Below are 15,841 nucleotides of genomic sequence, written 5' to 3'. Positions count from 1 at the left end.
TCTATCAATGGCTACTAATGCCAGGTAGGCTAGTATTCATTCTCCATTCAGAGGCCTAAAAAAAAGCTTCCACTTTAGGAGAGGAAGCTTTTTTTTAAAAACTGTGTGGACATAAGTCCCGGTTGTTTGGGTTAAAGATTCTTAGGCTGGGGCATCGGTTTTATATTTGCCTCAACGCCTAATCCCTGCCAGCTGGCAGAAAGTGATTCTCCGCTTTTTGAAACTACGGGAGCTTTCATCTTTGCTGGTTTAGTATCCGACAGATTAAATGCAAAACCAAGTACTGCTTCATTCATGGTAGTTAAATCGATGTCTTTCTCCGCTCCCTTATAAAGGACGAAATCTAGCCAGGAGGCTTTTTCATCGCCTCCTTTTTCCCAGTATCCTTTGTGGTCACCAAAGGCGGCCTGATAGAGTTGCAAGGTGAAGTTAAGACCATCTATACGCTCAGTAACTACATCATTGACCGATTGGGGTAAGGCAAGCTGATCCACCGGCACATTCCCGAATTCAAACCGCAGTCGCAGGTCTTTGGCCCTGAACTTACCGTCTTTCAGTTTATCAATACTGATGTGTTTATCACCGCCGTTGGTCAGGAAGTTGATGGCAGCCAGTACATTGTTTTCTTTCTGCTCGCTGTAAAAGCTGGCAGAGCTAAAATCGTACAGATCGTGTAGAAACCTTACCTGCAGGTAGTGTGGTTTTTCGGGAGTACCCCAATAGGCCAGAAAAGGCCGACGCTGGTTCCACAGGCTGGATCGGTTAGCCGTAGACAAGGCATATTTGTCAGTCAGGTAGGTGGTACCGATAATTTTAGGATCATCAATGGACAATACATCCTGCTGGGTACGTGGGTACTTTGGAGACAGGAAGTAAGGCATAAGCTGAGCCGGGATCTGGTGCTTGACCTTGACATCATTACGGGCCATGGCACCCGGCAGATCCACCTTACCATTGGAGGCTTCTTTGAAAATACCATATACGGTAGGCATGAGCAGGGAACTGTACGCGCGGCTGTGCGGCCCGGCCCATTGGCCCGTTGGTTTATGGTAATGTTGCGCCACTACCTCCCAGGCCGTATTATAAAGTGCCTCTATCTTTTGTTTGGCATCCTTATCTACAATATGGCGTTTCATCCGGTCCAGTTCATCCAGCGCCACCACCGTGTAGGTTGGACTGTTATATTCCGTAAAGCCGCGCTTTAGGGTATAATCATAAAAATTATCCAGACGGTTTTTGGCATATACTTTCATGTCGGGCAGGTCAAACAGGTGGGAGGTCATGTACGTCATGTAGGTACCCATAATGGCAATATTGGTATAACCCGGCTGCACATTGCGCTTCTGAATGGATTTGGCGGCGTAGATGAGGGACGTACGGATCATAGATTTCAGATCCTCGGGCAGTTTGGCCTGGTGACCCATATAGATGTCCAGTAGGCTCACCCCGTTGAAGTCAGCCCAGTTCCAGTCGGCGGGCGACTTCTTGGTAGTCAGTGGTTCCTCCATGTAGTAAGGCCAGATACCGGCTGTTTTGTTGGTACTTACTGTATCCTGCAAAGAGATTACCTTTTTGATGATATCGAATGCCCGCTGCTCATACTGTTTCTCCCCGAGATCCAGGAGTCCAACGGCATAGTTGAGAGAACCACGTACCTCATGGTACACCCCGCTTTCGGCATCGGTATGGTAGTTCCAGCCGGTCAGGGTTTTGGTCAGCATCTTTTCCTGCGGATCGTAACGGTCATGCAGCTTATCAAGCGACTCTTTCAGGATCTGTTTTTCGGCAGCAGATAGCTGCACAGGCTTGTACTGAATGTAGTTATCTTTATAATCTTTTGAAAACAAAGTACCTACGGTTCCCAGTACCAGTAGGGCGAGAACTACTAATTTATTGATCATACTACGAAAATTAAGGTGTTAAGGAATAAATAGTCCTTTAAAGAACTTTGGCCATCAGCAATGGCCAAAGTTCTTACTTTCTGTCAGTATCCCGGATTTTGCCAGAGTACCTGTTCGTTTCCGTATCGGCTCAGCTCCTCAAAGGGAATTGCAAAGAGTCGGTGGGTTGGCTTCATGGTGTAAATTCCTCCTCCTTCCAGCGGAAGTGACAAGAATTGATTCATGGTTTTTTCGGCTATATCCCATCTTATCAGGTCCAGCCACCTCAATCCTTCAAAAGCAAACTCCGAGCGGCGCTCTCTTCTCAGGGCTTCTCTAAAGGCTGCCTGCGTCGGCAGGTTTGCTGCCGTAAGAGCCGGAAGGCCGGCACGCTTTCTTACCTCATTCAAAATAGTGAAAGCCTCGCCCCCGGCGGTATATCCTTCTTCATTCAGAGCTTCGGCGTACATCATTTTTACGTCAGTATACCGTAGTATGGGCAGGTTATTAGCCCAGTCCTGTTGCGTTTTGGGCACATAGGTATGGGGATGATATTTGATAATGAACATGGATACCGTATCTCTCACTCCGGTATTACTAACCCACCCTTTCAGGATAGACTGGTCCCGGCGCAGATCACCTTTTTCATAACTATTATAAAAACTGGGTGCTACCCGCATAGCAGTTGAATAGCCGGAGAAAGGCATAACGGATTTATCATTAAAGCCTTCGGGAAGCAGTCCGGTGGTGAAAGTCTGGCCTTCGCCGGTTTGCCCGCCGGTAAACTGCACCTCCCATACGCGCTCTTTCCCGTTATCAAACCCATCATTAAAAGCATTTCTATAATTGCTTTCCATGGCATATTTACCCGAATTAATAATGTCCGCCAATAAGGGTTTGGCCTGGGCAAACTTCGACTTAAACATGAAAAGCCGCGCCAGCATACCTTCTGCGGCATACTTTGTGACTCTGCCCTTGTTAGCCCCTGTCCATTCGACCGGAAGCAACTCTATGGCTTTCTTGTAGTCGTTTTCGGCAAAAGCAAAGGTTTCTTCCTGCGAGGCCCGCTTTACTGTTTTTATATCGGCTATGGACTGCGGCTTTTCAAGAAGTGGTACTCCTCCAAAGATCCACCCCAGTGTCCAGTACGAATAGGCCCGGAACATGTAGGCTTCTCCCTTGATATAGTCACGCATTTTAGGATCAGTAAATTCCCCCTGATCCACTTTATCCAGGATCAAATTACTGAGATTAATGATTCTGTAATATGAATTCCAGGACTGCCCCACCCAGGGATGCGTGGCATTATCTATAAACTGGTCCATTCCCTCCAGATACATTTGCCCCACACTTACCTCGTCCGTTCTGGCTATTAGTTTTCTAAACCAGGATTCGTTGGGGGAATACAACCCTTGCTGAGCGGCATAAACTCCCGCAATGGCCTGCTGGAAATCGTTCTGCGTTTTGTAGGCTCCGGCTACACTATATTCAGATTGGGGAGTAAGTTCCAGGAACTTGGTACAGGCTGAAAGAGAAACGCTCGCTATCAGCAAGGTAGAATATATGATCTTTTTCATGTTTTGCTTCTTAGAAAGTTACATTAATACCAACCGTGTATTTCTTTGATAATGGATAAGTACTATAGTCCACCCCGGCCTGGGTGGTAGAATTTCCAAAGCTGTTGGTCTCAGGGGTTACACCGGGGTAGTTATCAAAGGTTTTGAGGTTATCCACCGAAACATACAGTCGAGCGCCTTTGTAAAAACTCCTGCCGCCAATACTCTTAGGCAAAGTATAGTTAAGAGCAATGTTCCTGATCCTGAGGAAGGAAGCATCGTAAATACGGAAATCACTGTTGTTGTCCGACTTTTTGCCTTTGGTATAAGGAGTTTCCCCATCCCAGGACATATCTACCCCCAGATAGTCTGGTATTGGGTTTTCGCCCGGACCATACTTGGCTTCGTAGTCGGGTTTCCAGGCGCGTACCCAACGGGAAAAGTTGTTTACGTTGGTGTTTCCATTGTCAAGTTGACGCTGTCCCAGGAAGAGGACATCACCGCCCTTTTGTCCCTGTAGCAGTACACTGAATTCGAAGTTTCTCCACTTGACACGGTTCGTAAATCCGTAGATCAAATCAGGCAGGTTGTTTCCGTAAGGTACCAGATCATTGGCGTTTATTAGTCCGTCGCCGTTCTGATCAATGTATTTTACGTTCCCCTCCTCCTGTCCCGGAAATATGGGAACTGTCGCTTTTCCGGCATCATTAAAATCAGATCTGGTAAGAATGCCGTTGGTCCGGTACACGTAAAATTGTGAGACAGGTCCACCGACACGGGTAATAAATTGTGCATCCCAGTTGGTACTGGTAAATTGGTTTATGCCACCCATATCAAGTACCTTATTTTTGTTGGCCGACAAATTTAATGAAGAAGTCCAGCGTACCTCACCTGAGGTATTAACAGTGGTCAGATCAACTTCCCATCCCTTATTCTGAATTGAACCTATATTGGTTCTGAAACTGGAAAAACCAGTAGTATTAGGAATGGGCAGGTTAAACAACAGGTTGTTAGTCCGATTGATATAGTAGTCGAAGTTGACCTGAAGGCGGTTATTGAAAGCCGAAATATCCAATCCAAAATCACTGGTGGTAGTAGCCTCCCATTTGAGGTCAGGGTTCTCAATATTGGAAGGTACCAGACCGGGCACCACGGCGTCGCCCCAGGTAGTATTACTGATCCCCAGTTTAGACATATAGTCGTAGTTACCAATCCGGTCGTTGCCAGAGGTACCCCAGGCTGCCCGTACCTTCAGTAAGGATAACCAGTTAACGTTACGAAGGAATTCTTCTTCGTTAAGCTTCCAGCCAACAGAAACAGCCGGGAAGATTCCCCATTTATGATTTGATCCAAAGCGGGAGGAACCATCGCGACGGAGGGTAGCATTTACCAGATATTTTTCCCGGTAGTTGTAACCTGCTCTGCCGAAGAAAGAAGAAATACGTGAACTGTTTCTATCGGTAGAAGCCCGGGTAGGCGTGGTAGCCACATTAAGGGTTTCAATGATTTCATTGGGCCAGCCGCTGGCTACGGCCTGGATTCTGAAATAGGAACGGTCTTCGGCACTTTGTCCAACCAACAGGTTGAAGTTGTGGTCCCCAAAGCTCTTATCGTACGATACGGTATTCTGGATCGACCAGTCTCTCAGCGTTTGGGAATTGCTGTTGCCCAGGGTAACAAAGCCATTGTTGTAAGTAATATTTCCCGGCTGGTAAAATTCGTAAAGATCCTGATTATAATTATAGCCAAATTGGGATCTGAAAGTCAGATTAGGCATGATCTCATACTCTCCCCACACCACCGAAGTAAACTTGTTTTTGTTGGTACGGTCGGTAGTATATTTCAGGCGTTCCAGCGGATTTGGATACACCGCACCTATTCCTACAGGATACCCCCAGTCGCGGGTAGCTTCGTCGAGTTGTACCAGAGGCGACTGCGCCATGGCATGGTGGATTACCGTTTCTTTGCCCTGCGTTTCGCGATCATCCTGGGTGGAGAAAGAAGGAGACAGATTCATTCCGATCCTGAATCGGTTGGTAACATTCAGCGTCCCGTTGAAACGGAAGTTCATGCGGCGGTAGTAGGTGTTGTAAATCACACCATCCTGATCAAAATATCCCCCAGACATATACACACTCCCCATATCGTTTTTGCCTGATACCGACACCTGATAACTCTGGATGGGAGCCTGGGTGAATATGGCGCGCTGCCAGTCGGTGCCTTTGTTATTCGGGTCAAGCCATTGCTCAGGTACCTGAAGGGTGGCCGGTCTGGCTGACATGGGTTCCTTCATTGAGCGTCCCTGTCGTAACCAGGTATCGTTCCGATCCCAGATATTATAAGCCAGCCACTCCTCCTTACTCATCATCCCCACTAGCTTCTCCGGATCCTGTATTCCGTAAAAAGCATCAAAGGTTACGGATGGTTTTCCAGCGCCTTGCTTGGTTTCTATCAGCACTACCCCATTGGCGCCACGAGCTCCGTAAATAGCGGTGGCCGAGGCATCCTTCAGGATTTGGATAGAAGCTACATCGGTCGGATTAATATCGCTCATGTCGTCGCGCGGAACACCGTCAATTACATACAGGGGGCTGCTGTTCCCATTGATGGTATTAACACCCCGGATGCGGATCTGTAACTCCTGACCCGGGATACCGGAAACACTCTGCGCCCGTACGCCGGCTAGTTGGCCGGCGAAGGCATCGCTAAGCGTTGAAATGGGCCTTCCTTCTATTGCATCCGAACCAATTTTTGAAACCGAGCTGGTCAGGTTTTCCTTTTTTACACTTCCATAGCCAACCACAATCACTTCCGACAAGGCTTTGGTATCTGTTTGTAAGGCAACATCCAAGGAAGACTGATTCCCTACCCTGACTTCTCTGGGAGTATATCCCACAAAGGAAAAAACCAAGGTTACATCACCATCAGGCACCTCAATTGAAAACCTACCATCCTGATCCGAAACCGTGCCCCGCTGTGTACCCTTTACAACAATGCTAACACCCGGTAACGGCTCATTGGCATCATCACGCACCACCCCGGTAACGGCACGTAGCGGATTAGCTTTTGATAAGGCCTGAGAGATCAAATTAGCCGCTTCTTCACTTTTTAAGTTTAAGCGGTCTCCGTTATATGTAGATAGTTTTTTGGCTTCTGCTTTTTTCTTCAGCAAGATATGTTTGCCCTCCACCTGCCAGCTGATTTCCGTTTCATGAAAGAGTTCTTTCAAAATCTCTTCAAGTCCTCCACTATGATTTATACTTATTTTCTTTTTAGTATCAATCTGGTTGGAACTGTAAAAAAAGCTTAGCTTACTTTGACGTTCAATCTCATACAGCACTTGCCGTAAAGTAGTCTCCTTTAGATTCAGCGACACTCTGGGTTCCATAGCCGGAGCAAATCCCTGCACCGGCATAATATTCATGAGTAGTACCATCAACGCTAACATAGAAATCAGTTTAAAATTGGGCTTGCGTCTACGTAAGGAAAGATAATAGTCTGGTAATAAAGTATTTTTCATACTTTTGAAATGGTTTAGTGAATCAAAGATTTAATTGAACCCGGGTGCTATCTGTATAATCTTTGGCGAGATGGGATAGCATCCGAATTATTTTTCCGGAACAAACTCCCTGTTACCGGGTCAATGTGTTAGTACTTCCTATCGATAGGCTGATTAGTTTTAGTGGAAATTCTCTTCGCATAATTTACCAGTGAATACTACGGTTTTACCGTTTATTTCTGCCCTGGCGCCGGTAATCGTTTCAAACAATCGGAGTACTTCGGGCAGGGTTTCCTTGTCCACATTGAGGTGAAACCGGCAGTTTTTTGACTCCTCGTCAATTATGATCTTTACGCCAAACCACTTTTCCAGTTCTACAGTAATATTCTGGATTGATTCATCTTCAAACACCAGCCGACCTTTCTGCCAGTAACCGGAGGTTTCCGGCTCAATCCGGCTGGTCTGTATTTTGGATAATCCGGTACCTAGTGTGGCTTTCTCGTTCGGTGTAAGTACCGTCTCCTGACTTTCCGGCGAGTCTAAATCCCTGATAGTGACTTTACCGCGAATCAGCGTGGTTTCAAAGGAATTCGTTTGTTTAAAGGATTTGACGTTGAAGGCCGTCCCGAGTACCTTAATTTCAGCCCTTGCCGTTTTCACAAAAAAGGGCCGGTCGCTGTCGTGCGAAACGACAAAAAAAGCTTCTCCTTCCAGCTCCACAGTACGCGTTTTGTTTTCGTGCCATTTGGTATCATAAACCAGGGTAGAACCGGAATTTAAAATCACCCGTGAACCATCGGGTAGTATTAGGGTTCGTTTCTGTCCGGCCTCCGTGGAAAAAACCTGCTTGGAATTCCGGTTAACGCTATAGAACCCTATTCCAACTACCATTAATATTCCAATCAGGGCAGCCGCCATTTGCCAGAACCCTTTGCTGTAATAGAAAGGAGTAGCAGGTACTGTCGTTTCCTCATCCATTTTTTCAATGCTTCCCAAAAGTCGGTCATACATCCTGCCCGAAATTCCGGATTCAATGGGAGCGTCTGACAATTCCTTATTCCTGGCCTCCCTGTCGATGGCTTCCTGTAAAAGCTGCTCTCCCTCCCGGGTTCCCAGGTAAGCAAACAGTTCTTTGATTTCCGCTTCAGTACATTCGTTAGATAGGTACCTGGACAACAGTTTTCGTACGTAAAGTTCGTCTCTCATCAAATCGGGATTATATTACTAATACAACCAACTTTATAACCAGGCATGCTCATCCTGCAAATAATTGGTGATATTATTCAATAAGTAGTTGAAATGTTGCTCAGAAGGTCTGATTGGGGGAGGCAGATCCCACTCTATACAAAAGAGAGCAGCAGGGCGTTGATCAGATCAGAAAGATAAGTACCAGCACCGAAAAGTCCACGGGGACCTTACTGGACTTATGCAAGTAGTCGCGAATAAAGCGATTTGCCTTCAGCATGTGATCCTTTACGGTACCTTTTGAAATAGCCAGGTGACTGGCTATTTCATCCAGGTTCATTCCGTCAAACCGGTACATTCTGAAAACCTTCTGACGCTGGACAGGTAGCTGGGCTATAATCTGGTTGACCTGTACTTCCAGTTCAGCCGCAAAGATGGCATCTTCGGTATCGGTATGCTCAAAGACAATGGATCGGGTAATTTCGGCCAGTAAAGCCTGCTCGCGGGAAGCTCTTTTGAGCAGATTCAAAATATGATTTTTACAAATCTTTATCAGATAACCTTTCAGCGATAATTCACTGCTCAGGCTCTGCCGGTTCTCCCATAGTTTCAAAAAAACATCATGAACGACTTCTTCGGCCAGTTCCGGGGACTTCAGGAATTTCAGCGAAAAGCGAAAAAGGTAACTGTGATAGGCGTCATAGATACGCGTGAAAGATTGCAAATCCCCGTTTCTGGTATTCTCGACCTCAACCTTTTCATCAAAATATACCTTTATCATTGCCGGAGATTACTACAATCGTTTAGGTTTATTAGCGTATAATAATTCTAAAAAATAAAAATTTACGGGTTCCCTTTCATCCTATTGCCAGGCCAATACTTTTTTGCATAAGTAAGGCAGTCCCTGAAACTACTTGCCGGAAGTACCAGGGAAATTTGCCAATTTCTGCCAGGTACCAGGTACAGTTCTGGTAGATTCCCCACTCCTCCCTCTTTTATTCAGAAAGCTAAACTCTATGACTCCATTGTACAACCTTTCCGATGAAACCTCCGGTGCCTCCCGCCGTGAAATGCTTAAAAAACTAAGTCTGGGCTCCGCTGCCGGTTTACTGGGACTACTGGGAAGTACTTCGGCCGCCGAAGCCCGTGAACACCAAACAACCCCTGCCTACGCCAAAGGCCTGGCTCCCGTCAAAATCAAAAACATCAAGGCCATCGCTACGGCACCGCAAGGCTCCAATCTGATTGTCGTAAAGGTAGAAACCACCGAACCGGGCCTGTACGGGCTGGGCTGCGCCACCTTTACCCAACGGGCCGCCGCCGTGGTAACGGCCATTAACAGCTACCTGCCCGAATTGTGCATTGGCAGGGATGTGGACAACATTGAAGATATCTGGCAGTCAATATATGTAAGTTCTTACTGGCGTAACGGCCCCGTACTAAACAACGCCCTGAGCGGCCTGGACGAAGCGCTTTGGGATATCAAAGGAAAACGGGCCAACATGCCCGTGTACCAGCTGCTGGGCGGAAAAGCCCGCTTTGCCATTCCCTGCTACACCCATGCCGGAGGCCGCACACCCGAAGAAGTAGCCGACAGCGCGCAAAGTATCATTGACCGGGGCTTCAAGTACGTACGCATTCAGCAGGGTGGCTACGGTGCCGTGGGCAGTATCAATCAGCAGCCCGACTTTAAAACGGCAGGTTTCGGGGGTGAAACCGACAACTACATGAACGAGCGGGTGTACCTGAAGTCGGTTCCAAAGATGTTCGACATGGTGCGCAAGCGGTGCGGGGAAGATGTGGAGCTACTGCACGATATCCACGAGCGGGTACAACCCATGGATGCCATTAACCTTATTAAGCAGGTGGAACCATACCAGCCGTTCTTTATTGAAGACCCGTTCTCGCCCGAAAACATGAGCTGGTTCAAGCAATTACGCCAGACTACCACCGTGCCCATCGCCATGGGCGAGTTATTCAATAATATTAATGAGTTCAAGGAGCCCATGGTCAACCACCTGTTCGACTACATCCGCTGCCACGTATCGCAGATTGGCGGCATTACCCCGGCCATGAAAATAGCCCGCCTGGGTGAATGGTTCAACGTCCGGACGGCCTGGCACGGCCCCGGTGATGTGTCGCCGGTGGGGCACGCGGCCCACGCGCACATTGACCTGGCGGTCTGGAACTTCGGTATTCAGGAAGCGGTAAGTTTTTCCGATAAAATGAAGGAGGTATTTACCGGCTGCCCTACCATGAACAAGGGCTACATGTCGGTTAACGAAGTACCGGGCCTGGGCGTGGATATCAACGAAAAAGAAGCCGCCAAGTACCCCATTACGACCAAATCCAACTGGCAGGTACGCCGCGACGACGGTACCATTATACGCCCGTAAAGTTGTACTAACCGCAATATTAACCAGAACTAAAACTTTCCACGATGCGCATTTTGGGGATTATCCTGCTGAGTTTGCTGACAACCGGTACCTGGGCCCAGAAAACCACCTGGTACAAAGGCAATACCCACACCCATTCGTACTGGAGCGATGGCGATGATTTTCCCGAAATGATTCTGGACTGGTATAAAACCAGAGGCTATGACTTCATTGCCCTCTCGGACCACAACGTACTGGCCGATAAAGAATTCTGGAAACCGATACCAATCCATCCTTTCCGGCAGGCCCGTTTCCGGGAGTACCTCCGTAAGTACGGGGAGTCCTGGGTTACCTACCGGACCGATTCGGCGGGACAGATAAGTGTGAAGTTGAAAACCCTGGACGAGTTCAGGCCTCTGTTTGAAGAAAAGGACAAGTTTCTGATTATCAAAGCGGAGGAAATTACCGACAGCTACCTGGGCCAACCCATCCACATGAATGCGATCAATGTGCAGGAACTAATAAAACCGCGGGGTGGCTTTAGCGTGGCCGAAGTACTTCAGAACAACCTCGACGCGGTGTACGAACAGCGCGAACGAACCGGCCAGCCCATGTTCCCCCACATCAACCATCCCAACTTCGGTTGGGCCATTAAAGTGGGTGATATGATGCAACTGCGGGGCGAACGTTTTTTTGAAGTATACAACGGCCATCCCCACGTGCACAACTACGGCGACTCGGTCACCCTTGGGATGGATGAACTGTGGGACCAATTGCTCATCAGGTACCTGGAAGACGGCAAGCCACCTTTATATGGACTCGCCACCGACGATTCGCACAACTACTTCGAGTACAAGGTCGGGCTAAGCAACCCGGGCCGGGGCTGGATTATGGTGCGGGCCACTGAGCTTACGCCCGAAGCCTTGATAGCCTCCATGGAAAACGGAGATTTTTACGCGACCACGGGAGTAACCCTAAAAGACGTTCGGACCCAGAAAGGTACCCTGAGCGTTGAAGTAGAACCCCAGGCAGGTATCCGGTACACCATTCAGTTTTGGGGCGCCCGTCACCTGGGTGCAGGTACCATGGCCGATGCGCAGGAACGGGACCGGGTTTTATTAAAGGAAGTAAAAGGAACAAAGGCCAGCTATACCCTTACCCCCAAAGATTTGTATGTCAGGGCGAAAATAATTTCTACCCGCCCTCAGGAAAATCCATTTCAGGTGGGTGACCTGGAAACGGCCTGGACGCAGCCACTGGTTAAGTAGAGGAAGCCACTTGAAGGTACCCTAACTGAAAGTTAAATTGCTGATGTTTTTTTACTACCTTAGTACATTCACTTAACCGGCTGTTAATCATGGTACTACTAGTAGGCTCAACGGGTGTTCTCGGACACGAAACCGCCCTTCATCTTTTGTCGGCCGACTTTAAAGTACGGGCCATGGTTCGCAAGCTGGGTGTGGCTAAAGACCTGGAAGAAAAAGGCGTGGAACTAATACAGGGCGACCTGACCAATCCGGATTCGTTGGTGAAGGCCTGCCGGGGTACCGAGGTGGTGATAGCAGCGGCCCACGGCCTGTTGGGTAGGGGCAAAAACAAATCGGAAAACGTAGATGCCGCTGGTCACCGGTCCCTGATCGATGCCGCCCGCACCGCCGGTGTAAAACACTTAATCTATACCTCGGTTTTCGGTGCCAATCCTGACCATCCGGTTGATTTTTACCGTACCAAGTACCAAACCGAAGAGTACCTTATTGGAAGTGGACTCACCTATACCATCCTGCGCCCTTCGGCTTTTATGGAATGGCACGCCCACAATCTTTTGGGGAAAAATATTTTACAGAAAGGATCAACGACCATATTGGGCCTGGGAACTACTCCGACCAATTTTGTGGCGGCCCGGGATATTGCCCAACTAATAACGCAATCTTGCCAGAACCCCCGGCTGCACAACCGGGTTATCTCAATTGGCGGCCCTACCAACCCCACCAGAAACGAAGTAGCCGAACTGTATAGCCGCCTGGCCGGTGTACCGCCCAAAGTAAAGCATGTCCCGGCGGGAGCCCTGCAATTTCTATCCAGACTTATCAAACCATTTCACCCGGGTATTGGGCGAATTATGTTCATGAGCGCCATACTGGACCAGATGGACTGCTCGATGGACATGACCAAAATCCTCCAAGATTTTCCGATGAACCTTACCACTATGGAGGATTTTGTGCAGGAGCAGGTAAAAAAACACCGGGAAGTTGTTCCTCTGAAGCAATAGCTCGCCTAAATACCTGATTGCTACACCCCATTTTGTCCGCTTTTTCTACCAGGAAAGCAGTTTGTTGATATACTGCCGCAATGTGCTGACTTATTGGTACTTGTAGAGGTCCCCCTACCTCTTCTCTCCACCTGCTAATTAGACAATTCTGCGTTCTTATTGAATAAATGAACCAGATATTGTTGAATTGGCCCCTTTCTCAATGATTTAGGTCTAAAGCCGCTTCGTAGGAATGATTTTAAACATATAATTAATAGATACAAATTATTATTTGGCCGAAAAGCCTGACTACCTAATACACCCCACTAATGAAAAGGAGAGCATTATATCTGTTAATGATTGGAGGAATAGCAACTATGGCCTCCTGTACCGGAATCGATGAAAACGTGGTTACCGCCACCGACCGCCAGTTTGTGAAAGATGCGGCGGTAAGAAACCTACTAAACAGCCAAACCGGTCAAATAGCCCGTACCCGGGGTACTACTGATGAGATAAGAAGGTACGGTGAAGTACTTATCAGACAGGCAAGTACTACATCAGAAGAACTAATTGCGCTGGCGGAGAAAAAGGAAATTATCCTGGAATCCACCCTGACTTCCTCGCTACAGGAAGACGTAAATTTATTGGCGGGTACTCCGGAGGCTAACTTCAATGCCACCTATATTACAAAAACCATCGAATCACTTCGCACTACCATACAGGTGTTTGAGCAGCAGATAAAGAAAGGTAACGACAATGAACTTCGTTCCTGGGCCTCCACCAAACTACCTTTCCTTCGACAGCATTTGGAAAGGGCTCAAACCATCCGGACAACCAATAATATGCAGACTCCTGCTACTTCCAAATAGATATTTTCAAGAATATTTTTTACTTCTATTTGCCATTGGCCTGTGATTGTCACGGGCCTTTTTTACGCCTCCTGCCTTACCTGAGTTCGGGAAAAGGTGCAGTGGTTAATTTATTCCAAAAGCTTTGAAATTGTATTTTAGGGGATTCTGTAGGACAATATGTTCATAACCCACCTGTTGAATTTTGTCAACAAAAGGTAAATTAAATGCGCTATTTCTTAGATATACACAAAAATTTACGACTTTATTTATGTTTTCCTCCCGTAAACAGGATCTCATTTTTGAATGGCACAGTTATTTAATTTCTAAAACCATAATTGCACTTATTGGTGCTATTCGATTATCCACATGTTTTAATAAATAATAATACTTATGAGAAAGCTTAAATGGAATCTATTGCTATTGGCTGGTATGTTTGTGGCAGTTTCGTGTAATAATGACGACGACAACGACGACAACATGGTAGCAGAGGTGGACAGACAATTTGCGATGACAGCAGCGGAGGCCAACCTACTAGGTATACGTACAGGGCAACTGGTCCAGAATAATACTAAGACACAAAGTGTAAGAGATTATAATACGACCATGACCACTTATTATAATACAGCTACCAATGACCTGGCTACTTTGGCACAACGCCGAAACATATCACTTCCCACTACCCTGGGTACTATGAATCAGCGGGATTACGATCGTCTGGCTTCTTACCAGGGCATGCAGTTTGACACGGCTTATGCCAACTGGGCTGTACGCTCTAATCAGCGGTCAATTGACGCATTACGTGCTCACATGAGCGCAACCAATGATACCGAATTCAGAGACTGGATTAATACCCGGCTATCTACCCTGGAGCAGAACCAAATGGCAGCCCAGAAACTTCAGCAGTCCTTCAAAACCACTACTACTCCTACAACAACTACTTCTAACTAGAAGGAAACTTTGTAAAGTACGCGTGATATTGAAATCAATAAAAAGAGTCAGTACCTCAAGGTACTGACTCTTTTTATTGATCGGTTATTCAATTAAATGAAAAGAATCTTTACCCCCTAAGAATACAGCCGGACTACCTCGCCGGTCCGTACTGACTCATCGCAGGCAAAGGCAATCAGGAGGCTGTTGACGGCGTCCTGCATGTGGTCGGTCAGGTCCATGTCCTCCCGAATGGCCTTGAGAAAGTACCGCTGCTCCCGGTTACACAGCTCCTGGTGATCAGGCTCATCGGTCAGGTTAATCCAGGTATCTTTTTCCACAAACTGATTCTCATTGTTCAGCTCAGCCTTGTGAACTTTTAGCGATTCCGTTTTGGTGTGGGAATCTACGTTGTCAGACTTGCCGGCTCCACCCGCTTCTTTGGCCACAATCGACACGCAACCTTTGGGTCCGATTACATCTTTCACAAAAAAGGCGGTTTCGCTCATCATGGGCCCCCAACCTGCCTCATACCAACCCACCGAGCCATCCTCAAACCGAATCTGTAGCTGACCGTAGTTGTAGTTTCCAGCTGGAATGTCTTCGGTCAGCCGCGCGCCAATGGCGTTTACCTGCACGGGTTTTGAGCGGGTCATCTGACACATCACATCAATGTAGTGTACCCCACAATCTACAATCGGACTCAGGCTTTTCATCAGGTTCCGGTGAACATTCCACATGATACCGTGGCTTTGCTGGTTCAGGTTCATGCGCATCACCAGCGGTTTACCCAGATCCTGTGCTATCTCAACGAATTTTTCCCACGAAGGGTGGTGCCGCAGTATATACCCTACCACCAGCTTCTTATTGGCTTTTTTAGCTGCCTCCACCACACGTTTGGCACCTTCTACGGTATCGGCCACCGGCTTTTCAATAAACACATGGCAGCCATACTCCAGGGCCATTACCGCAAAGGTTTCGTGGGTGTCAGGGTAGGTAGAAATACAAACCGCGTCGGGATTGGTTGATTTCAGGGCGGTTTCGTAATCTGAAAAAAGAGCGTATCCTCCGCCCAGCTTTTCGTTCAGTACTTCCTTGCTTTTTCCGGTCGATACAATTCCACAGATTTCAAAGCCATCAGTAGACTGGTAAGCCTGGGCGTGGGAAGCCCCCATATTGCCGCACCCTACCACCAGGACACGTATTGTATTGTTAAGATTGGACATGAGTAGTTAAAATTGGTTTTACTTTATAAACATACCTTTAAAAATGGGTACGGGCGCATTTTTACTCCTTCGGGTACTTGCATTACTTCCCAAA

At 47.5% G+C, this 15,841-nt stretch carries 11 protein-coding genes; 5 read left to right on the top strand and 6 right to left on the bottom strand.

Translation table 11 applies throughout. The annotated features are described in order from the left end of the window. Positions 1-131: 131 nt before the first annotated feature. The 5 genes from VGN67_RS02235 to VGN67_RS02215 all read right to left on the bottom strand — a co-directional run bounded on the left by VGN67_RS02235 (position 132) and on the right by VGN67_RS02215 (position 8,901). Entirely contained in the window at positions 132-1,901 is a 1,770-nt protein-coding gene (locus tag VGN67_RS02235; RefSeq protein ID WP_327485137.1) for a hypothetical protein, read from the bottom strand. Between the two features lie 83 nt (positions 1,902-1,984). Continuing rightward, positions 1,985-3,457 carry a RagB/SusD family nutrient uptake outer membrane protein gene (locus tag VGN67_RS02230; RefSeq protein ID WP_327485136.1) on the bottom strand — a complete coding sequence of 491 codons (1,473 nt, stop codon included), beginning with the start codon at positions 3,455-3,457 and terminating at the stop codon, positions 1,985-1,987. 10 nt (positions 3,458-3,467) lie between these two features. Next, positions 3,468-6,884, bottom strand: coding sequence for a TonB-dependent receptor (locus VGN67_RS02225; RefSeq protein ID WP_327485135.1), 3,417 nt, complete (start codon positions 6,882-6,884; stop codon positions 3,468-3,470). A gap of 231 nt (positions 6,885-7,115) precedes the next feature. Then, positions 7,116-8,141 carry a FecR family protein gene (locus VGN67_RS02220; RefSeq protein WP_327485134.1) on the bottom strand — a complete coding sequence of 342 codons (1,026 nt, stop codon included), beginning with the start codon at positions 8,139-8,141 and terminating at the stop codon, positions 7,116-7,118. 163 nt (positions 8,142-8,304) lie between these two features. Then, positions 8,305-8,901, bottom strand: a complete 597-nt coding sequence (locus VGN67_RS02215; RefSeq protein ID WP_327485133.1) for an RNA polymerase sigma-70 factor — start codon at positions 8,899-8,901, stop codon at positions 8,305-8,307. A 235-nt stretch (positions 8,902-9,136) separates the two neighbouring features. Here VGN67_RS02215 and VGN67_RS02210 point away from each other — a divergent pair, with 235 nt between their 5' ends. The 5 genes from VGN67_RS02210 (at position 9,137) to VGN67_RS02190 (ending at position 14,542) form a co-directional block, all read left to right on the top strand. Further along, complete coding sequence (locus VGN67_RS02210) at positions 9,137-10,516, top strand: enolase C-terminal domain-like protein (protein WP_327485132.1); 1,380 nt, start codon at positions 9,137-9,139, stop codon at positions 10,514-10,516. A 44-nt stretch (positions 10,517-10,560) separates the two neighbouring features. Next, complete coding sequence (locus VGN67_RS02205; RefSeq protein WP_327485131.1) at positions 10,561-11,763, top strand: histidinol-phosphatase; 1,203 nt, start codon at positions 10,561-10,563, stop codon at positions 11,761-11,763. 89 nt (positions 11,764-11,852) lie between these two features. Beyond that, on the top strand, positions 11,853-12,764 hold the full coding sequence (locus VGN67_RS02200) for an SDR family oxidoreductase (protein ID WP_327485130.1): 912 nt from the start codon (positions 11,853-11,855) through the stop codon (positions 12,762-12,764). Positions 12,765-13,120: 356 nt separating this feature from the next. After that, positions 13,121-13,612 carry a DUF4142 domain-containing protein gene (locus VGN67_RS02195; RefSeq protein ID WP_327485129.1) on the top strand — a complete coding sequence of 164 codons (492 nt, stop codon included), beginning with the start codon at positions 13,121-13,123 and terminating at the stop codon, positions 13,610-13,612. Positions 13,613-13,984: 372 nt separating this feature from the next. Further along, positions 13,985-14,542, top strand: coding sequence for a DUF4142 domain-containing protein (locus VGN67_RS02190; RefSeq protein WP_327485128.1), 558 nt, complete (start codon positions 13,985-13,987; stop codon positions 14,540-14,542). Positions 14,543-14,658: 116 nt separating this feature from the next. On the opposite strand, the gene VGN67_RS02185 is transcribed toward VGN67_RS02190, so the two are convergent. Beyond that, positions 14,659-15,747, bottom strand: a complete 1,089-nt coding sequence (locus VGN67_RS02185) for a Gfo/Idh/MocA family oxidoreductase (RefSeq protein WP_327485127.1) — start codon at positions 15,745-15,747, stop codon at positions 14,659-14,661. Positions 15,748-15,841: the final 94 nt, after the last annotated feature.

This window comes from Telluribacter sp. (genome assembly GCF_035998675.1).
Lineage (GTDB): Bacteria > Bacteroidota > Bacteroidia > Cytophagales > Spirosomataceae > Telluribacter.
The sequence above is the reverse complement of the archived record's forward strand: the minus strand, read 5'-3'. Positions and strand labels throughout refer to the sequence as shown.